This window comes from Mycobacterium marseillense (assembly GCF_010731675.1).
In the GTDB taxonomy this organism is placed as follows: domain Bacteria; phylum Actinomycetota; class Actinomycetes; order Mycobacteriales; family Mycobacteriaceae; genus Mycobacterium; species Mycobacterium marseillense.
The window spans coordinates 1-17,972 of sequence record NZ_AP022585.1; the positions used below are offsets into that span (position 1 = coordinate 1).

Genomic DNA, 17,972 nt, shown 5'->3' on the forward strand with positions numbered 1-17,972 from the left:
GTGGGCAATGAGACAGTGGCCGGTGTGAGCGCGATTCTTGGTTACGCACGAGTGAGCACCGCTGTACAAGACCTCGACGCCCAGCTTGTCGCCCTGGCGTCTGCCGGCGTTGACGCTGAGTGCGTATTCACCGACAAGCTCTCGGGGTCAGCAAAAACACACCGGCCGGGCCTGGCTGCGATGCTGGAATACGCCCGTGCTGGCGACACCGTCGTCGTCACCGCCATCGACCGGCTCGGCCGCTCCGTTACCGAAGTCACCCGCACGATTTCCGAGCTAGGTGAGCGGCGAATCTTGTTACGAGCACTGCGGGAAGGCGTTGACACCGCCACTCCCACCGGCCGAGCGGTCGCGGCCATCATGGCGACCCTTGCTGAGCTCGAGCTCGAGCTTGGCCGGGAACGTCGAGCCTCATCGCGGCAATCCCGTCGTACCCGCCAGCTGCCGCCAACCAAGCCGCACAAGCTTTCTCGTGCTCGGCAAGAACAACTCAGACGACTTGCTGCGACTGGTGAGCCAGTCCGAGAACTGGCTACTGCCTTTGGAATTGGACGCGCAACGGCCTACCGTTACCTTGCTGGTTCGGAGGTCGATACGTGACACCTAGCAGTAGCGTCATTCGAACTCGCGTCCTTCAAGCTCTTGCTATGCGTGTGGATTCGCGGTTCGGCGAAAGTTACTTTGTGCAATGGCAATCCAGCCAACTCCAGTGCCGCCCCCAGCAAGTAATGGAGGTTCTGTGGGGTTTGGTAGGTGAGGGTCTCGTCTACCTGGATATGGCCGGCCAGGGATCCAATACGAGCAATTGGTGGTGGCGGCTCAGCAGTGTGGGTCAAACCGCTGCACAAGGCGGTAGCTGGGAACCCCGAGATGTTGACGGTTACCTGAAGCGACTGCGCGCTCATCGACCTGCGGTCGATGAGGGCGCGGTGCGCTACGTCGAAGAGGCGCTGCGGGCTTTCAATGCACGGTGTTACTTGGCTACATCGGTCATGTTGGGTGTGGCTTCTGAACGCGTAATCAACGATCTCGGCCACACCTTGGCCGACGCCGCCGGCGTCAAAGCAACAAAGCTGTCGAAGTTGTTGTCTAGCCCGACGAGCCGGTTGGCGGCGCAGTTCGACAAGGTGCGCAAGCTGCTTGTTCAGATGGAGTTGCCTGAGGGGCTGACCGACACGCTCACCCTTGATGCGGTAGCGGATTTACTACGGGTTAGTCGCAACGACGCGGGCCATCCCACCGGCGCCGTCGTCGACGAAGACACCGCCTACACCCATCTGCAAATGGCAGCGCGTTACCTGCAGAAGATGACCACGCTGCACGCCCACCTGAAAGTGATTGCTGCAGAAAGCATTCAAGGGACTTGATCGTTAGCTGACCATGACGCTGCTTCAAACACTTTTCTCCAACGACCGCATCGTCCAAGTCTCCGATCGCAGGCTCACCCTCAACGGAGAAGTCTTTGACGACGAGTACACCAAGCTCGTCTGCTGGAACCAAACATTCTCAGCCGGGTTCACCGGTATCGCACGCATCGACCGAAAAGGACGCAAGTCGACATCCGAGTGGATCGCCGAAGTCCTCTGTGATTATCCGTTTTTCGAGCAGGGTGTCCAGGCGCTGCGTCAGGAAGCGGAGAACCGGGTCAGCAAGTTGGCCTGGAAAGACAAACGGCTGGCCATTGTCGTCGCCGGCTTCGACATCCGGAAAGTGCCTCTGGTCGCCGAGATCGCCAACTTCGACACGGCCACCAACATCGCCGTGAATGCCAACAGCTTTGTGTTGCGATACGCGCAAGTCCCGCCTGGACGAATTACTGGCACTCACGCCGTCGGGGCTTGTCTCGGCGACTTTGAGCACCGTCTGCTGACACGGTATGTCCCCCGCGTCCTTCGCAAAGACACAAGCAACGGGCACAACCGCGCGATCAAACTGCTGGTCGAGAACCAGCGCAGAGTTCATCGAAAAGATGCGTTGGTAGGCGCCGACGCTCAGGCGGTAACGATTCCTTCCTCGCAAATCGGCAACGGGATCGTGATGAGCAACCTTGACGGGACCGACATCCCCGCGCACAGCAGCAGTTTCGTCTACTTCGATCAACACGGATTCCAGTACAAGCAGCTAGGTCCGCTCATGGCGCACGGCGGCACAGTCATTGACCAAGTGATCGGAACGGCAGACGAAGACAACCCCGATAACCAAGTGATGAGCATCCGATTCCTCAAGGTGCCAGCGCCGCCGTCCCAAAGACGCGGAACCTCGGGCTAGCCCCTTACCCGGTGGCCGTCCCAGAAACCTTCGTTATTGGGACGACGAAGTTCCCGATGCCACGACGCCGCGTCATGCAGGCGTACCGTCAGTGAGGCCTGCGGCAATAGCTTCAGGAAGTGAGCCCGAGACCCGGCCGGACGGCCGTGGCGCTCGGGCTTCGCGCTGTCTAGGCCAACAATCTAGATACGCCGGTCGTCGCGACGCAGCCGGATTTATTCTGACAGACCTGAACCACATACGCGCATCAACACAGACATATGTCGATCAATACACCCAGAATTATGGAGGTACATATCTGCATTTACACGAGGTCGGGGTATGTCTGCTGAATCGCCGCTGACACGAGAGCTTGCACGCTGGTGTTCTCGTCGGCCGCCAATCGCTTAAGATTTCGGTGCATGTCGCGTGGCAGATCCAGTGTGGTTCGTGCCCCACCGCTTGTCCGTCGATGTGCCATCGAGGCCGCCGCTAGACCTGTCGCGTCCTGCAACCCAGCGCCGATCGCCGCACGAATTAGGTCCGTCATGGTGGTGTCGGCGTCCAGGGCGTGCCGCTTGAGGCCAGTTCGCAATGACAAAGGCAGGTGCAGCGTAGTGCGCATCGCCTCGTGCACCGCGGCGGCGGCCGGCGCACTGGGACGCGCTTCCTCGTTGCCTTGAAATGTGCTTGCCGCCCGGACCGCCGCCGCGGCGCCGGTCGGCCGACGGATCACCGATGCGCGCACGGCATCAGCTGTCGTCGACTTCGCAGTCATACCGTCACTTCCTTCTCAAGCCCTACCGACGTCAGCAGCTCGTCGAGAACATCGCCGTAGTCACCCAGATACCGCGGAATGCCGCGGCCGAACGCCCGCTCGACCGCCGTCAGGTTCCGCACAACATTGCGCAATACAGGCGCGTTCGCCTCAATCAGGCTGCGCGGCATTTCCACCGCCTCTACCTTCCGCATGTCGACGAGCGTCAAAAGAACCGTCGTCGAGCGGTGCGCGGTGATATCCAACGTCGGCCATACACGGTCGATATCCGCCGCACGAGGGCCCGTTGGAATGATCACCAGGTCGGCCGCATCAATCGCCGCGTCGATCGCGGCCGCTGTCCCTGGCGGCGTATCCACCAAGACGAGCTCGCCTGGCTCGCTAGACAGCTCCCGCAACGCCGCCGCTGTCACCGGGGTGACGTCAAACGGCAGCGGCGTACCTAGGTGCGCCGCCCGATCGGCCCACGAGCTGGCCGAACCCTGCGGATCTGCGTCCACCACCCGCGTCGGCACACCCCGCCGCACCGCGGCCGCCGCCAAAAACATGCAGGTGGTCGTCTTCGCGACGCCGCCCTTCGTGTGCACAAGTGACCAAATCACGATTCAAACATACATCCATACGTGCATCCATATGCGTAGCCATATCGATGTGTGTCATTTGCACCGTTTTTCTGTCAAAATGGTGTCATGGGACGAAAGAAGACCACGGTCTACATCGACGAGGCGCTGCTGCGGGCAGCGAAGATAGCCGCTGCGCGATCGGGCAAGCGCGAATACGAGGTCTTCGAGGATGCGTTGAAGCGGCATCTGGGATTCGCCGGAACCCTCGAGCGGATCTGGGCCGGCATCAGCCCGGAGGATGCCCCCACCGAAGAGGAAGCAGCGGGTCTCGCCGCTCAAGGGCTGGCTGAGGTCCGGGCGGAGCGTAAGCCGCGTCGGGTGGGCTGAGTCCTGGACGAACCGCTGCGGGTCGTCATCGATCCCAATGTGTGGGTCTCGGCGGTGATCAACCCCTACGGCACTCCCGCCCGGGTCGTGGAAGCCGTAGCAGACGGCGCGATTACCGCCGTCGTCACCCAACATCTGCTGGACGAACTGGCAGCTGTTCTGATCCGGCCGAAGTTTCGGCGCTGGATCAGTGTCGCCGACGCGATCGCCTTCGTCGAAAGCCTCGGTGGCCATGCCGATCTGCGCGACGATCCCGGACCACCCGAGAAACGGGTGCGCGACCCAAACGACGACTACCTGGTTGCACTCGCCGACACAGCTAACGCGGTGATTGTGACCGGTGACGACGATCTACTGTCCGCAGAGATCGAACCACCGGCGATCACACCCGCTCAGCTTCTCAAGCGCCTCCAATAGCCATCCATATGCGCGTCCATAAGTACATACATATCGCTGACGGCTGCATTACCGCAGTTCAGGCTTTCCTCGCTCACGATTGTGGTGAACATTGGGGTGCTGGCTGTCAAGGCCTACGCCGCTACGCGGTCGACCAAAAGTCGAGCCTTGACAGCCAGCACCCCAAAGCACCAGAGCGGCCAGTACGAGGAAGGGATCAACCAAAAAGGAGCCCGCCACATGTCGGGGGGTCGTCGTAGCATGTGTCTTGTGAAACCAGCCGAGCACCGGCAAGCATGGCTTGATAGGTACGGCGACGATTACGCCACCGATGAGGAACGCCGCGCCGCTTACCGCGACTTCAAAGCCAACCTCGCCGAACTCACCGCAGTGTTTTCGGCCGTCGACAATCACGATAATCCGTAACGGCGCGGTGCTCGTCTCCGCTAACCGCGTTTCCGACCACGAAGTCCGGCTGCGACCAGTACAACGCACATGTCGGCTTGCCACTCAGCGGTTCGATGAGCGTTCAGCTTCTCTCGTGGCGCCGCCGTAGGCCGCCGCGACAGCCTCCACACACCGTCGGTGGCCACGCTCCACGCTCGTCCTCGGACATGTCAGGCCACCGTGTACAGCTCGGCGACCGGCGCATCGGGCAGCACGTCACACAACACCATTACCAACGCGGACGCTCGCGCTTCTCGGAACAGTTGGGCTTGAGTCTCAGAATCGGGCAATCGCCAGTGCTGTCGGCCCCACTCCGTCACCGCACGATCGGCCCAATCGTCGGTCAGCTCAGCCACTCTCAGCGCAACCTGCTCAGCCGCCTCGTCGATGAACTCCTGACGTTCGGCGTCATTCCAGCCCGCCGGCAGCCGCAAATGTCGCGCCATCGCCCGCGCCACGAACTCCCTCGGTACCAGATCCTCGTCCACACCCGCCATTCTCCGCGCGGATCACAAAAACATCACAGCGACACGGCGTGTCGGTACCGGGTACCGCCGTCTGCTGCGACAAGATCAACGAATGGCACAACCGCACAAAGGCGATCGCGAGCAGATCAAAGTACGGGCCGCCACAGTCGTTTACGCCCGACTGCGCCAGATGGCGGCTGAGCGCAACACCAGTGTTAGTCAGCTTTCTGCCGACCTACTCGCAATCGCGGTAGGTCACCCCGAAGCAGTCCGCGAGCTCGACAAGGAGGTGCTACCGCTGGCTATGTAACCGGGTTCGTCTTGATAGGCAACACATCTCAATAGGCACGCGGAACTAACCGCCAGCAACGACGAAAACCCCCGGCTATGCCGAGGGTTTTGTCTGAGTCGAGTTACCAGCTCGGCTCGGCGGTGCTTTCGCACCCTCCCCGAAGGGATCTTGACTTGACGGTCAGATCTCACGGTAGCGCATGTCTTTATCAGGTTCCAGATGACGCGCACCGTGGAAATTCAGAAATTAGCCAGCCGCGGTACCGCGGGTGTACTTCGGTGCGGCCGCGTCGTGGTGTGGTGTGTACGCGGCCGTGGGCGGGACGGTTGGCGGCGGCCGGCCATGGCTACCGCCGGCGACACGCGGCCGAGGCGGTTGCGGCGATCACTCTTGAGCTGGGTGAGGCGCCGTGGGCGGGGGTGCCGTGCTGGAGCGGGCGTCTGGAGCGCTGGGTCACGTGGACGGTTCCGGTGGCCTTTGACTGCCGCTACGACACTGATGTGCGTCCGGTGATGCCGGGCAACCCGATCAGCCGACGCGCGGTGTTGGCGATCGCGGCGGCCCGGGCCCGCTATGCCGATCACAGCACCGGCCGTAACAGCCGGCCGTCGAATGAGCGGTTGGCCGCTGATACCGGTTACAGCGTGCGCACGGTGCAGCGCGCCGACACCGTGCTGCGGCTGCTGGGTGTCGCGACCGAGGTGTTGCGCGGCCGGCAGCGCACCCGGGTGGAGCGGCTGGCGTCCTGGCGGGTCGATGATCGCGGCCGCGGTTGGGCCAGTGTGTGGGCGCTGCACGACAACCCGCATCTCAACTGGCACGTGTCTTCGCTGTCACCCCACCTGCGTAGCGGTCCCGTTAGGGATAAAAACTCACCTACCGAAGTGGTTACTACCGGCACCGGTGGCCCTGCGGGCCGCCGGCAGGACGGCGCTACGCGCCGCCGAGCACCTGATGCCGGGGGCACCGGCCTGGCGCGGGCGTGGCGCGCTGATCGGCACGCTCCGCCGTGGGCGCGGCGACACAGCGCGCCGGCCTGGGCGGCGCTGTTGGCCGCCCCGGCGGCCCACGGCTGGAGCCCGCGGGACCTCAATACGCTGATCGGCGACTGGGCCGGGGTGACCGGTGGGCGCATCCCGGATAGCCCGCACAAGCCGATCGGCCTGCTGGGCGCGATCCTGGTGTGGCACGGGCGCGACAACCTCGACCAACGGCCGGCCGCCTTGGAGGAGGCGCGCGAGGCCGCGCAGGCCGCCGCGCACCGGGCGCATGTGGCCGTGCAGCGCGCCGCGCATGTCGAGCATCAGCGCGCCCGCGCCGCCGGCCGCGCGGCCCTGGACGGTGCCGGGCATGCCGCGGCCCGGGCCGCCGCGGCCGAAGCCGCGCGCCGCAGCGCACACAGACGCACTCATGTCGCCGCCCGCGATGCCGCACGGGTGGCGGCCGCGGTGGAAGCGGCCCGCACACCTCAACCCAGGCCGGGGCCGCGCGGTTAGCAGCGGTCGATCCCGTCGCCGCGCAGGTTCGGCCCGCCGCGGTGATCGCCGTACACCACGTCCAGCCGCTCCAGCCGCGCCAGCGGGGTCCCGTAGACCAGCCAGTCCAGGACGCGCTCACTACCGGGTTGCGCGCGGCGCACCAACAGCTCGGTCAATGTCGTCTCATAGTTCATCGGTGTTCCTCGTCTCGGCGCGGGCGGCGCGGCGTTGCCACCGTGCCCCGGTGATGCCCAAGGCAGCGTCGCAGCGACGTGATCGGGCCGCCCGGTACGCGGCTGCTGCCGAATGCCCACGCCGTTGTGTTAGCCGACCTAACCATGGTCGGACAATCCGATTGTTAGGTGTGCTTAGCACTGTTGGGTGTGGGCGGTCGTGGTGATGTGGGTGAGGTAGTCGGCCGCGCTGGTTTTGCCGGCGGCAAAGTTGACCAGGCGGGTGATGTCGTCGTCGCTGGGGTGCCAGCCGGATAAGACGTTGTTGGCGATGGCGTTGCGTACCGCGCGCCGATCGGCCGGCGCCAGTTCGGCGGACAGGTCGTCGACGCGGCGCCACAGCGCCGCCAGCTCCTCGTCCTCACCCACCGCCACCATCCCCATCCAACCCGTCCACCGGTTTATCTCACCCGGCTTTCCGTCAAATCCTCTACACACCCGGGCTTCCCGCAGCCCCTACCGCTGCATCGCCCGGCAAACCATTCTCCCAAAACCGCGTGTCGTACTGGCACATTTGCACAAGGGGGTGCGAGGCTACCTGCTGGGCAAACGGTGTTTGCCCAGCAGGGGCGGCCCGCTTGGGCGGTCTTCCGGCGGGAGCAGGTGGCCAAGTGTTGACGATTGCGAAGCTCTCGCGGTGGTCGATCAATTACTACAACGACACCGCCCGCGCCGCCGGCCAAGCGGCCACAGATTTGCAGCGCGCGGGTGGTGGGTTGGGTGAGTATTACTCCGAGGGTGATACCCGCACCCCGGTGTGGGTGTGTGCCGGCGACGCCCACCAGGCCGCCGCCTTGGTCGGGTTGAGTGCTGCGCAGCAGGCCGGGGGGCAGGCGGATGTCGAGGTGGTAGCGCGCTGGCTCGATGACGGCGCCGCCCCGAACGGGGAGTGTGGGCGCGGCTTCGGTAAGCGGTCGGTGCATGGGTTTGATTTGACGTTTTGCGCGCCCAAAAGCGTGTCGTTGATCCGGGCGTTGCAGGGCAACGACGTGACCGAAAAGGCGGTCGTGGCCGCCCACACCACCGCGATGAGGGAGGCGATGGAATACCTCGCGGCGCACGCCGGCTACACCCGCATTCACAACCCGGTCACGGGGGACAAAGATCTGGTGCGGCTGCCCGGTCTGGTGGCGATCGCCTATCAGCATGAGACCAGCCGGGCGGGTGATCCGCATCTGCATACCCATGTGATCGTCCCGAACCGGCAGGCCCGCGCCGACGGCAGGTTGGTGTCGATCGATGGCACGTCGCTTTTTCATGAAGCCAAAGCGGCCGGGGTGATCTATCAGGCGACGTTGCGGCGGGAGTTGAACCGTTCGATCGGGGTGGAATGGGCCCCCGTTGATGCGGCGACGGGGATGGCGGAGGTGGCCGGGATCAACCCGGAGACGATCACCGCCTGGTCGCAGCGCTCGTCGGCGTTGCGGCAGTGGGCGGCGGGCAATCTGGTCGTCGTCGATGGCGCGCAGCCCACGGCGGCGCAGTTGGCGGCCGCGCAAAAAGCCACCCGCCCAGCCAAACCCGAACAGCTCGCGTGGGCGGCGCTGCGGCAGATGTGGCGCGCCGATGCGCGCGGGCTCGGGGTGGATCGCGGCGCGCATAGCGCGGCGCGGGAGGCGCGGCGGGCGCGCAGCGCGACCGCCACAGCGCCGCTGGTGCGGGGCCGGTTGTTGGCGGCCGGCGAGGCGATGGACAAGGCGGCGTTCACCCGGGCGGACCTCGTCGAGCTGATCGGGGCGCAACTACCCGTGGACACCGAGGGGTCGCCGCGGCAGTTGGTGGAGGCCGCCGTCGACGGGCTCGGGTTGCGGGTCACCGCGCCGCGGGCCGCGCATCAACGGGAGGGCCATGAGCGGTTCACCTTGGAAGCGTTTTTGGCCGAGGAACAGGCCGTGCTTGATCTCGTGGATGCCGCCGATGTACGCGCGCAGGTGTGGGTCGATGAATACGACACCGCCGGGCTCTCGCCCGATCAGGACCAGGCGGTGCGAAACATTGCCAGCACGCCCCAGTTGGTGTGTCCGTTGTCGGCGCCGGCGGGGGCGGGTAAGACCACCTCGTTGCGGGCGCTGGCCACTGCGGCGCGCCGCTTCCGGGGCCGGGTCATTGTGGTGGCCCCGACCGGCAAAGCCGTCGATGTCGCGGTGCGGGAGGGGGCTGGCGATGTCGGATACACCGTGGCCAAAGCCCTCAAGGAACTGCGCGCCGGCACGCTGACGATTGACCGGAGCACCCTGGTGGTGGTCGATGAGGCCGCCATGGTCGGCACCGATGATTTGCGCCAACTGCTCACCGCCACCACCAGAGCGGGGGTCAAAACGGCACTGGTCGGGGATGCGCACCAACTTGCGCCCGTCAAGGCGCGGGGTGGGATGTTCGCCCAACTGTGCACCGACCTGCCCTGGACGCAGCGGCTTTCCGAGGTGTGGCGGATGCGCGACCCCGAGGAGCGCTCGGCTTCCCTGGCCATCCGGGACGGCGGGCCGGCACCGGTGCGGCGGGCCGTCGACTGGTACCGGACTAATGATCGGCTGCACACCGGCGATGACATCGCCATGGCCGGCGACGCCCTGACCGGCTATCGCGCCGACGTCGCCGAGGGTAAGGATGCGCTGCTGATCTGCGACACCAAAGAGATGGCTGATGCGCTTAACCGGCGCATCCACGACGACACCATCGACGCCGACGCCACAACGGTGACCGCTGCGCGCGGACATCGCATCGCCCACGGCGATGTGATTATCAGCCGCCGCAACGATCCCACCAACCCGGTCCATGACGCCACCGACTTCGCCAAAACCGCCGATCCGGTGCGCAACGGGCAACGCTGGCAGGTGTTCGCCGTCGACCCCGAGCATGACCGCATCGCTGCGCGGCGCCTCGATGACGGCGCGCGGGCCGCCTTCACCGGCGACTACCTCAAAGAGCACATCACCCACGGGTATGCGGTCACCGTGCACTCCGCCCAAGGCGTCACCGCCGAGGTCACCCGCGCGGTGCTCGGCGAAAACACCAGCCGCAACCTGCTGTACGTCGCGCTCACCCGCGGCCGCGACGCCAACCACGCCTACCTTTATGAGCGCCGCGCCGGAGAAACCGAACACGAACACACCGAACACGCAGAGGGTGTGCATGTGGCGCGTCGCGGCACCAGCCGCGACGCCGCCGTCCTGGTGCGCCACATCATCGGTAATCGCGACGACCAAGCCCGCACCGCCCACGACATCGCCGGCCAAACCAAGGACCGCGAGCAGCTACCCGAACACGTGCAGAGCCTTCTCGAGCGTCGCACCCACGCCGTACAAGCCCGGCGGACCGCCTACCGGCATTGGCATGATCAGCGGGTCGAACAGGGCCTCGAACGCGAACGCTGGATCGATCAACATCTCAGCCGCGGCCGCGACCAGGGCCTTGATTATGGCCTTGAACTATAGATGCGTTCACGCTTCATGGAGCTTGGTGGTTGCCGCATCCGCGTCTTCACCCAGAAGAAGAGAACGAACCAGTCGACGCGGCCCGAAGGGGCGAAGCATCTGGCTGGCTGGGCGGGGGCGTATTCGTTGGGGCCACCAGAACCAGCGCCCGAGCAGCGCCGCGATGGACGGTGTCATCAGGGAGCGGACGATGAGGGTGTCGAACAGCAGGCCGAGGCCGATGGTGCTGCCAGCCTGGCCAATCGAGCGCAGGTCGCTCGCGACCATAGACATCATGGTGAAGGCGAACACCAGGCCCGCGGCGGTGACAACTCCACCGGTGTTGCCCATGGAGCGGATGATGCCGGTCTTTAATCCCGCGGCTATCTCCCCCTGGAAGCGTGAGACCAATAGCAGGTTGTAGTCGGAGCCGACGGCTAACAGGATGATCGTCCCGAACACGGGCGCGATCCAGTTCAGGTCCAGGCCGACGATATGTTGCCAGACCAGCACGGTGAGCCCGAAGGCCGCGCCCAGCGATAACAGCACGGTGCCGACGATTGCCATGGAGGCAACGAGAGCTCGGGTGATGATCACCATGACGACGAAGATCAGCGTCAATGCCGCTAATCCCACGAGCAGGATGTCGTATTTGGCGCCGGATTGTATGTCGTTGTACATCGCCGCGGTGCCGGTGAGATAGAACTTGCCGTTGACCAGCGATGTTCCCTTCACGGTGTGGTGTGCGGTTTCAAGTTCGGGTTTGACGGCCGAGATGCCTTTGGGTGTTGCGGGATCGGCAGCGTGGGTGATGATGAAGCGCGCGGCTTTGCCGTCCGGCGACAAGAACAGTTTGAGCCCGCGCTGGAAGTCGGGGTTGTCGAAGGCTTCTGGCGGCAGGTAGAAGTAGTCGTCGGCCTTGGAGGCGTCAAAGGCCTGACCCATCGCGCTGGCCGTGTCGGTCATCCGAGCCATTTGGGTGACGAGCCCCGAGAAGCTGCTGTGCATGGTCAACAGCGTCCCGCGCATGGATTTCGCGACCGCGATGATCGGCGGAAACTGGGCGAGCATTTGCGGCAACACCGCATCGATGTCGTCCATGTCGTTAAGGAGCGCTTTTATGTTGTCGCTGAATTTGTCGGACTGGTCGAGCGCGTCGAACATTGATCTGACCGCCCAGCAGACAGGGATGTTGAAACAGTGCTGTTCGGCGTAGACATAGGCGTGGACGGGCCGTGCGAAGTCGTCGAAATCGGCGAGATGGTCTCGTAGCTCGTCGGCGGTGGCCTTCGCGTCTTGCAGGTCGCCGACGAGGTGGTGTGTGGTGGCGGCCATCTGGCCCAGCAGACCGTACATGCGTTGCATCGAGGCGATCATGGCCCCGAGGTCGTCGCTCATTTTGAGGATGTCGGCCACGCGGTCTTTCATGAACTGCAGGTTTTCTTGTATCGGAATGGATTGCATGCTGACCTGGAAAGGTATCGAGGTGTGTTCGATCGGGCTTCCCAGCGGTCTGGTGATGCTTTGCACCGTGGCGATGCCGGGTAGCCGGAAGATGTCCTTGGCGATCCGGTCCAGGATGATCATGTCACCGGAATTACGCATATCGTGATCACCCTGAATCATGAGAATGTCGGGATCCATCCTGGCGGGCGTGAAATGGCGTTCCGCGGCGGCGTAGCCGACTTTCGACCCGAGATTGGCGGGGATATAGAAGCGATCGTTGTAGCTGAGTTTCATGCTCGGCATAATGAGCATGCCGACGATAGCGATGAGCACCGCGGTCACGAAGACCGGTGCGGGCCAGCGGACGGTGGCGGTGCCGATGCGCCGCCAGCCGTGCACCTTGATCGCTCGTTTCGGATCGAGCAGACGGAAGCGGCCGGCCACGGCCACAATAGCCGGCGCAACGGTCAGCGCGCCCGCGATCACCACCAGCAGCCCCAGTGCAGACGGGATGCCCAGCGCCTTGAAATAGGATAACCGCGCCAGATGAAGGCAGAATGTTGCGCCGGCAATCGTGAGCCCCGAGCCCAAGATGACGTGATAGGTCCCGCTAAACATTGTGTAATAGGCGGTGTCCGGGTCCTCACCGGCCTGGCGCGCCTCCTGGTAACGCCCGATCAGAAATATCGCGTAATCGGTTCCCGCGGCAATGGCCAGCGACGACAGCATGGCGACCACGAACGTGGAAAAACCCAACAGGTGGTTGTGCCCAAGGACCGCGACCACGCCTCTGGCGGTGCCCATCTCGAAGCCGACCATCACCAGAACAAGAAGCACGGTGCTCACCGAGCGATAGACGATGAACAGCATGATCATGATGACCACACCGGTCACACCCATCATTTTGAGCATGCTTTTGTCGGCCGCCTCGTTCATGTCCGTACTGAGCGCTGCCGGGCCGGTGACATATGCCTTCAAGCCGGGTGGCGGCGCCGACTTCTGCACGATCTGGCGAACCGCGTGGACGGAGTCGTTTTGTAATGTGCTGCCCTGGTTTCCGGCGATGTTGATCTGCACATAGGCGGCTTTGCCGTCCTCGCTTTGAACCCCGGCGGCAGTGAGCACGTCGCCCCACACGTTCTGGACATGCTGTACGTGTTCGGTGTTGGCCTCCAGCTTTTTCACCAAGCCGTTGTAATAGCGGTGCGCTTCGCCGCCGAGTTTTTTATCGCTTTCCAGGACCACCATGACGATGCTGTCGGAATTGGACTCCTGGAACGTCTTACCGATTTGCTTTGCGGCGATCACCGAGGGCGCATCTGCTGGTGACGTCGACACCGCGTTGTTTCTTGCGACCGATTCGATCGGCGGCACGAGGACGTTCACCGCGATCGTCACAAGCAACCAGACGAGAATGATCGGCCACGAAAACCGCTGCACCGCCCGCATGAATCTCGGGCGGGTCGTGTGGTCGGAGTTCATGCCGCCTTCACCAAGCAGAAGGCCTGGGCGTGGTGCCCGCTGGCAGATTGCTGGTCTTTGACCTCACCGTTGACCGTGATGCGACACCCGATCGTGTCGCTGTTGCCCTGTGCCACCAAGTTGGCGATCACCGCCGGTACCGTCGTCGTGACCGTGTAGCTCCACGGCAGGCTGGCGAACTTCGCCTGCTCCGCTTCGGCATTCATGCCCAAATAGCTCACGCTTCCCGCGGTGTCGCTGGGCCCGAAAACCTCATACGTCACCCGCTTGACATGGAAAGGCACGATCATTGGGGCGCTGCGGGGCTGCGAAAAGATCTCGTCGGAGCCGAACAGACCGCGAAGCCGTTCCACGCCCATCCCGCCAAGGGCAACTGCGGCCACCACGACCAGCGGTACCCACGCCCGCTTGAGAAAGATCAACATTCAAACCTTCTTCCCCTCCTGACAGCGTCACTATCAAGCAAATTGCTGTTCACGCCCGGGCCGCCGCATCGAGCGGCGGGTGTGACCGGCGGGGACGCCGGACACCAGGCCGGTATTTGTCACCTGGTCGGCCGCCGCATGATCGCGGCGCCGGTTGAGCAATGGCGTTTCCCGGCGGCGTCAGCGACCTGCCATGACTGTATATACCATAGGGGGTATGGTATAAACGAGTCATGGCAAGCATAGTTCGCGGCGAGACGCCGCAGACGGTCGGTGGGGCCGGCCACAATGCCGACGACATCGTTGCCGTCCTTAACCGATTGCGTCGAGCGCAGGGTCAGCTCGGCGGAGTGATCGCGATGATCGAGCAGGGACGTAGCTGCAAAGACGTCGTCACCCAGCTGGCCGCGGTGTCTCGGGCCTTGGATCGCGCCGGCTTCAAAATCATCGCCACCGGCCTGCGCGATTGCATGGACCGGCCAGCTGCCGCACCTGGTGACAGGCCGACCACCTCAATCGATGAGCTGGAGAAACTGTTCCTGAGCCTGGCCTGACCCCAAACCGGAGGAGGCGAAAGCACATGACTCACACCCGCGGGAATGACCGACCCGTTGCGAAGTGACGATCTGGTTGGTCCCCGTGTGTCCGTTTTCGTGGAACACCACACGTTGGCTGGCCGCGGTCGCCGACAAAAACCGCAGTGCCCATCGATTGGCAATTAATGAGTTTGGCCGTCCTCAACCAGGGGCGAGAACTGCCGCCTCGCCAGCAGGCGCCGATGCGCGATACACAACCGATCGGCCGGCTGATGACCGCCATCGATCGCGAACTGCTCCCGCGCAGGAATCTGTTTAGGTAAGGAAAGGTAGCGAAACCATGCACACGAATAAGAAGCTCGTGATTCTCGGCGCCGGCATCGGCGGACTCAGCGTCGTCAAAGAACTCACCGAATCCGGCGTCCCTCTCGATGATCTCGACATCACCGTCGTCGACGAAGACTTCTCCCACTATCTGGGCTTCACCCTGCCATGGGTGATGCGCGGCTGGCGCGACCAGGACAGCGTGCCCATTCGTCCGACCGCCGACGCACTGTCCGGGCTCACGACCGTTACCGGCTCAGTCGCCAGCATCGACCCCGTCGCGCGCACCGTCACCCTGGCCGACTCCACCGACATTGCCTTCGACGCATTGGTCATCGCCACCGGCGCCCGCAACGCCGTGGACAAGGTGCCGGGGCTGGCGGCCGCTGTGGAGGGCGGCGCCGCGGTGCACTATTACAGCGCCGACGCCGCCGCCGACGCGCACCGCGCCCTGCACAACTTCACCGGCGGCAAGCTGGTGTTCATGGTGACCTCCCAGCCGTTCCGCTGCCCACCGGCCCCCTATGAAGGAGCCCTACTGGCGGCAGACCTGCTTAGCGAGAACGGCTCTCGCGACGCGACGCAGCTCTCGGTGTACAGCCCGGAAACTCAACCAATGCTCTCGGCGGGTCCCTACGCCGGCCAAGAACTCGTGGCGCTACTGGCCGATAACAATATCGGCTTTTACGGCGAACACAGCGTTGCGCACGTCGACGCCGACACCCGGGTCATCGAGTTCCAGGACGGCACCGTCGTCGGGTTCGACCTGCTGGTGTTCATCCCCCCGCACGAACCGGCTATTACGCTTGACGGCGCGGGCTGGATCGGTGTCGATGCCACCACGATGCAAACCCAATACCCCGGAATCTTCGCCATCGGCGATACCACCGCGATCACATCGCCATCTGGCCGGCCCCTGCCCAAAGCGGCGATCTTCGCCAAAAATGGGGCCAAAGCCGCCGCCGAAAACGCGCTGCACTACCTGGAGATGACCGACCACACCGGCACTCTGTCGGGCGAAGGGTACTGCTACATCGACACCGGGGCACACCTCTCTGCCCAGGGCAACGGAGACTTCTTCACCTTGCCCCAGCCCGCGATCCACCTCACCGCGCCATCGGTGGAGCTACACCACGACAAGCAACAAGAAGAACACGACTGGCGAGCCCTCTGGGAACACCCCGTCTCGTCCACGCGCTAGAACAACTTACAGGAAGGTGTGAGGTCCAATGACGAATAACCAAGGCTCGGCCACGATTGAGCGAGGAGCGTTTCAGATGCCACGGCCACAAGGGTGGACCCTGGAAAGAACCGTGCACCTCATCGCCGGTTCTGTGGTTCTGGTGACCTTAACCCTTGGCCGCGTGCGTTCAAAGCGATGGAGGATTCTCACTGGTTTTGTGGGAGCTAATCTGCTGCTCGACGCGGCGGTGGGCTGGTGCCCGACGAGCGTTTTGCTACATCGACTGGGCATCCCCACTACGGCCGAGCGTGCGCTGCGTCCCAAGGTGTAGGCAGTGCCCGGCCCGGCCAGCTCATGAAAACACTGCTATCGAATTGTCGCGGTCGCGGTTGTCGCTGGACACCCTCGATACTTGTGGTACCCGCACTCGCCTATGGCGCCGAGCACCGGGTCGGTGGTTTCGTCAAGCTCGTCTGCGGCGCAAGTACAGCGAGCGACTTTGTTTGTTTCGAATCTCGGTGGCAATACTGAGCGACAGGAATGGGGGCCTGTCGGCGTGAGCCGCCCCCCGGAAGGGAAGCTGATGACGTTGCACGTGCTGGTTCTGGGGGCCGGGTTCGGTGGTCTTGAGCTTGCCACGCGGCTATCGGAGTTGCTTGCCGATCAGGTGCGGGTGACGCTGATCGATCGCAACGACTCCTTCTTTTTCGGTTTCTCCAAACTTGACGTGCTGTTTGGTAAACGCACGCCCGACGACGTGCGCCTGCCGTATGCGGCGCTGACCAGACCCGGGGTCGACTTCCACCAAGAAGAGATCACCGCGATCGACCCGGAAAACCGCCACGTGCGTACCCGATCCGGTTCCTATCAAGCCGATGTTCTGGTCGTGGCGCTCGGCGCGGAGTACGACACAGAGGCCACCCCTGGTTTCGCCGAGGACGGCTTCGAGTACTACACATTGGGCGGGGCGGAACGTCTGCGCGACGCGCTGCCGGCATTTCAGGGCGGCAAAATCGTCATCAGCGTGCTCGGCGAGCCGTACAAGTGCCCACCGGCGCCGTTCGAGGCGGCGTTTCTGCTTGAGGACTACTTCGCCGGCCGAGGACTGCGCGACCAGGTCTCGATAACCGTGACGGGCTACATGGGCGCCCCGGTGCCCGTCGCCAAGGAGGTATCCGAGCCACTTCAGCAGCACCTGACCGCACGTGGCATCACCTTCATGGGAAACCGGACGGTGAGCCGGCTGGACCCCGAACGCAAGTTCGCCGAGTTCGCCGAGGGCGAAGGAGTTCCATATGACCTTTTCATCGGCATCCCCGTGCATCGGGTGCCGGCGGTCATCGCCGATTCGGGGCTGGCGCCCGACGGATGGATTCCGGTGGAAAAAACCAACCTGGCTACCCGGTTTCCCGGCGTGTACGCAATCGGTGACGTGGCGGCCGCCTATACCGCCAAGGCGGGCCTATTCGCCGAGCGAGCCGCGCAATTCGTCGCCGATGACATCGTCGCCAACCTGCGGGGCACAGCGGCGCCGCCTCCCTATGACGGGGCGGGCGACTGCTACATGGAGTTCGGGCGCGGTGAGGTCGGCAAGGTGCAGGTCAACTTCCTCAGCGGGCCCAAACCGACAGGCTCGTTAATCGGCCCGTCTGCCGAAATAGCTGACGAGAAAGCCGAATTCGCCCGAAGCCGCAAGGAACGCTGGTTCGGCGACGGCTGAGATCCGACCCCGCACACCGCTCGCCCGTCGCTAGCATTGTCTCGTTTGTAGAGAAACGAGACAGGCTCGGGGGCCACCACTTCCCCACCTGTAGCCCCAGGTCGCGGGCGTCTCGTTTCTTGTCTCACAGCGCGTGTCTCGAATCTTTATTGTCG

Annotated in this window: 20 protein-coding genes and 1 pseudogene; 14 read left to right on the forward strand and 7 right to left on the reverse strand. The window is 63.9% G+C overall.

Annotated elements, in window-relative coordinates:
* Positions 1-24: 24 nt before the first annotated feature.
* Genes G6N26_RS25595 through G6N26_RS25605 form a run of 3 tightly spaced genes read left to right on the forward strand, consistent with a single transcriptional unit; the run spans position 25 to position 2,268 of the window.
* Positions 25-600, forward strand: a complete 576-nt coding sequence (locus G6N26_RS25595) for a recombinase family protein (protein WP_083020497.1) — start codon at positions 25-27, stop codon at positions 598-600.
* 47 nt (positions 601-647) lie between these two features.
* Positions 648-1,367, forward strand: a complete 720-nt coding sequence (locus tag G6N26_RS25600; RefSeq protein ID WP_139799241.1) for a hypothetical protein — start codon at positions 648-650, stop codon at positions 1,365-1,367.
* A gap of 13 nt (positions 1,368-1,380) precedes the next feature.
* The gene (locus G6N26_RS25605) at positions 1,381-2,268 is read left to right on the forward strand and encodes a hypothetical protein (RefSeq protein WP_083020499.1); all 888 of its coding nucleotides are present in this window, start codon (positions 1,381-1,383) and stop codon (positions 2,266-2,268) included.
* 304 nt (positions 2,269-2,572) lie between these two features.
* On the opposite strand, the gene G6N26_RS25610 is transcribed toward G6N26_RS25605, so the two are convergent.
* On the reverse strand, positions 2,573-3,025 hold the full coding sequence (locus tag G6N26_RS25610; RefSeq protein WP_163648977.1) for a hypothetical protein: 453 nt from the start codon (positions 3,023-3,025) through the stop codon (positions 2,573-2,575).
* The gene (locus tag G6N26_RS25615; RefSeq protein ID WP_232067638.1) at positions 3,022-3,627 is read right to left on the reverse strand and encodes a ParA family protein; all 606 of its coding nucleotides are present in this window, start codon (positions 3,625-3,627) and stop codon (positions 3,022-3,024) included. The genes G6N26_RS25610 and G6N26_RS25615 overlap by 4 nt, the downstream gene beginning before the upstream one ends.
* A gap of 87 nt (positions 3,628-3,714) precedes the next feature.
* Between G6N26_RS25615 and G6N26_RS25620 the strand changes: the two genes are divergently transcribed.
* The 3 genes from G6N26_RS25620 (at position 3,715) to G6N26_RS25875 (ending at position 4,797) form a co-directional block, all read left to right on the forward strand.
* Complete coding sequence (locus G6N26_RS25620; protein WP_083020485.1) at positions 3,715-3,975, forward strand: hypothetical protein; 261 nt, start codon at positions 3,715-3,717, stop codon at positions 3,973-3,975.
* A 54-nt stretch (positions 3,976-4,029) separates the two neighbouring features.
* Positions 4,030-4,392, forward strand: coding sequence for a putative toxin-antitoxin system toxin component, PIN family (locus G6N26_RS25625; RefSeq protein WP_163648979.1), 363 nt, complete (start codon positions 4,030-4,032; stop codon positions 4,390-4,392).
* Positions 4,393-4,641: 249 nt separating this feature from the next.
* On the forward strand, positions 4,642-4,797 hold the full coding sequence (locus G6N26_RS25875) for a hypothetical protein (RefSeq protein WP_169925541.1): 156 nt from the start codon (positions 4,642-4,644) through the stop codon (positions 4,795-4,797).
* Positions 4,798-4,988: 191 nt separating this feature from the next.
* On the opposite strand, the gene G6N26_RS25630 is transcribed toward G6N26_RS25875, so the two are convergent.
* Positions 4,989-5,306 (reverse strand): hypothetical protein, encoded by a 318-nt coding sequence (locus G6N26_RS25630; protein WP_139799240.1) that lies wholly within the window; start codon positions 5,304-5,306, stop codon positions 4,989-4,991.
* Positions 5,307-5,397: 91 nt separating this feature from the next.
* Here G6N26_RS25630 and G6N26_RS25635 point away from each other — a divergent pair, with 91 nt between their 5' ends.
* Both G6N26_RS25635 and G6N26_RS25640 read left to right on the forward strand, forming a co-directional pair.
* Positions 5,398-5,595, forward strand: coding sequence for a hypothetical protein (locus G6N26_RS25635; protein WP_083020488.1), 198 nt, complete (start codon positions 5,398-5,400; stop codon positions 5,593-5,595).
* Between the two features lie 278 nt (positions 5,596-5,873).
* Positions 5,874-7,073, forward strand: a complete 1,200-nt coding sequence (locus tag G6N26_RS25640; RefSeq protein ID WP_232067639.1) for a helix-turn-helix domain-containing protein — start codon at positions 5,874-5,876, stop codon at positions 7,071-7,073.
* Here the strand turns inward: G6N26_RS25640 and G6N26_RS25645 are convergent.
* The gene (locus tag G6N26_RS25645) at positions 7,070-7,249 is read right to left on the reverse strand and encodes a hypothetical protein (RefSeq protein ID WP_083020489.1); all 180 of its coding nucleotides are present in this window, start codon (positions 7,247-7,249) and stop codon (positions 7,070-7,072) included. The genes G6N26_RS25640 and G6N26_RS25645 overlap by 4 nt on opposite strands.
* A gap of 174 nt (positions 7,250-7,423) precedes the next feature.
* Positions 7,424-7,666 (reverse strand): antitoxin VbhA family protein, encoded by a 243-nt coding sequence (locus G6N26_RS25650; RefSeq protein ID WP_232067640.1) that lies wholly within the window; start codon positions 7,664-7,666, stop codon positions 7,424-7,426.
* Positions 7,667-7,899: 233 nt separating this feature from the next.
* Here G6N26_RS25650 and mobF point away from each other — a divergent pair, with 233 nt between their 5' ends.
* Positions 7,900-10,722: a MobF family relaxase gene (gene mobF / locus G6N26_RS25655; protein WP_083020490.1), complete on the forward strand. Its 2,823-nt coding sequence runs from the start codon at positions 7,900-7,902 to the stop codon at positions 10,720-10,722.
* 6 nt (positions 10,723-10,728) lie between these two features.
* Here mobF and G6N26_RS25660 read toward each other — a convergent pair whose 3' ends face one another.
* Together G6N26_RS25660 and G6N26_RS25665 are read right to left on the reverse strand one after the other, a co-directional pair.
* On the reverse strand, positions 10,729-13,629 hold the full coding sequence (locus G6N26_RS25660; protein WP_083020491.1) for an MMPL/RND family transporter: 2,901 nt from the start codon (positions 13,627-13,629) through the stop codon (positions 10,729-10,731).
* On the reverse strand, positions 13,626-14,054 hold the full coding sequence (locus G6N26_RS25665; RefSeq protein WP_083020492.1) for an MmpS family transport accessory protein: 429 nt from the start codon (positions 14,052-14,054) through the stop codon (positions 13,626-13,628). The genes G6N26_RS25660 and G6N26_RS25665 overlap by 4 nt, the downstream gene beginning before the upstream one ends.
* A 233-nt stretch (positions 14,055-14,287) precedes the next feature.
* On the opposite strand from G6N26_RS25665, the gene G6N26_RS25670 reads away from it, so the two are divergent.
* From G6N26_RS25670 to G6N26_RS25685, 5 genes and pseudogenes are all read left to right on the forward strand, one after another.
* Positions 14,288-14,608, forward strand: a complete 321-nt coding sequence (locus tag G6N26_RS25670; RefSeq protein WP_083020493.1) for a metal-sensitive transcriptional regulator — start codon at positions 14,288-14,290, stop codon at positions 14,606-14,608.
* Between the two features lie 64 nt (positions 14,609-14,672).
* Positions 14,673-14,886, forward strand: a pseudogene (locus tag G6N26_RS26300) (mycothiol-dependent nitroreductase Rv2466c family protein); the annotation flags it as partial.
* A 44-nt stretch (positions 14,887-14,930) separates the two neighbouring features.
* Complete coding sequence (locus G6N26_RS25675) at positions 14,931-16,115, forward strand: NAD(P)/FAD-dependent oxidoreductase (RefSeq protein ID WP_083020494.1); 1,185 nt, start codon at positions 14,931-14,933, stop codon at positions 16,113-16,115.
* Between the two features lie 76 nt (positions 16,116-16,191).
* A complete protein-coding gene (locus tag G6N26_RS25680; RefSeq protein WP_083020495.1) occupies positions 16,192-16,428 on the forward strand; it encodes a YgaP family membrane protein in 237 nt (78 codons plus the stop codon).
* A gap of 102 nt (positions 16,429-16,530) precedes the next feature.
* Complete coding sequence (locus tag G6N26_RS25685) at positions 16,531-17,817, forward strand: NAD(P)/FAD-dependent oxidoreductase (protein ID WP_249026108.1); 1,287 nt, start codon at positions 16,531-16,533, stop codon at positions 17,815-17,817.
* Positions 17,818-17,972: the final 155 nt, after the last annotated feature.

What these genes read in the sequence shown, in the direction of transcription:
- G6N26_RS25600 (WP_139799241.1), top strand. Translation starts at nt 648, where the DNA reads ATGCGTGTGGATTCGCGGTTCGGCGAAAGTTACTTTGTGCAATGGCAA.
- G6N26_RS25605 (WP_083020499.1), top strand. Translation starts at nt 1,381, where the DNA reads ATGACGCTGCTTCAAACACTTTTCTCCAACGACCGCATCGTCCAAGTC.
- G6N26_RS25610 (WP_163648977.1), bottom strand. Translation starts at nt 3,025, where the DNA reads ATGACTGCGAAGTCGACGACAGCTGATGCCGTGCGCGCATCGGTGATC.
- G6N26_RS25620 (WP_083020485.1), top strand. Translation starts at nt 3,715, where the DNA reads ATGGGACGAAAGAAGACCACGGTCTACATCGACGAGGCGCTGCTGCGG.
- G6N26_RS25635 (WP_083020488.1), top strand. Translation starts at nt 5,398, where the DNA reads ATGGCACAACCGCACAAAGGCGATCGCGAGCAGATCAAAGTACGGGCC.
- G6N26_RS25645 (WP_083020489.1), bottom strand. Translation starts at nt 7,249, where the DNA reads ATGAACTATGAGACGACATTGACCGAGCTGTTGGTGCGCCGCGCGCAA.
- G6N26_RS25650 (WP_232067640.1), bottom strand. Translation starts at nt 7,666, where the DNA reads ATGGTGGCGGTGGGTGAGGACGAGGAGCTGGCGGCGCTGTGGCGCCGC.
- G6N26_RS25660 (WP_083020491.1), bottom strand. Translation starts at nt 13,629, where the DNA reads ATGAACTCCGACCACACGACCCGCCCGAGATTCATGCGGGCGGTGCAG.
- G6N26_RS25665 (WP_083020492.1), bottom strand. Translation starts at nt 14,054, where the DNA reads ATGTTGATCTTTCTCAAGCGGGCGTGGGTACCGCTGGTCGTGGTGGCC.
- G6N26_RS25670 (WP_083020493.1), top strand. Translation starts at nt 14,288, where the DNA reads ATGGCAAGCATAGTTCGCGGCGAGACGCCGCAGACGGTCGGTGGGGCC.
- G6N26_RS25675 (WP_083020494.1), top strand. Translation starts at nt 14,931, where the DNA reads ATGCACACGAATAAGAAGCTCGTGATTCTCGGCGCCGGCATCGGCGGA.
- G6N26_RS25680 (WP_083020495.1), top strand. Translation starts at nt 16,192, where the DNA reads ATGCCACGGCCACAAGGGTGGACCCTGGAAAGAACCGTGCACCTCATC.
- G6N26_RS25685 (WP_249026108.1), top strand. Translation starts at nt 16,531, where the DNA reads ATGGCGCCGAGCACCGGGTCGGTGGTTTCGTCAAGCTCGTCTGCGGCG.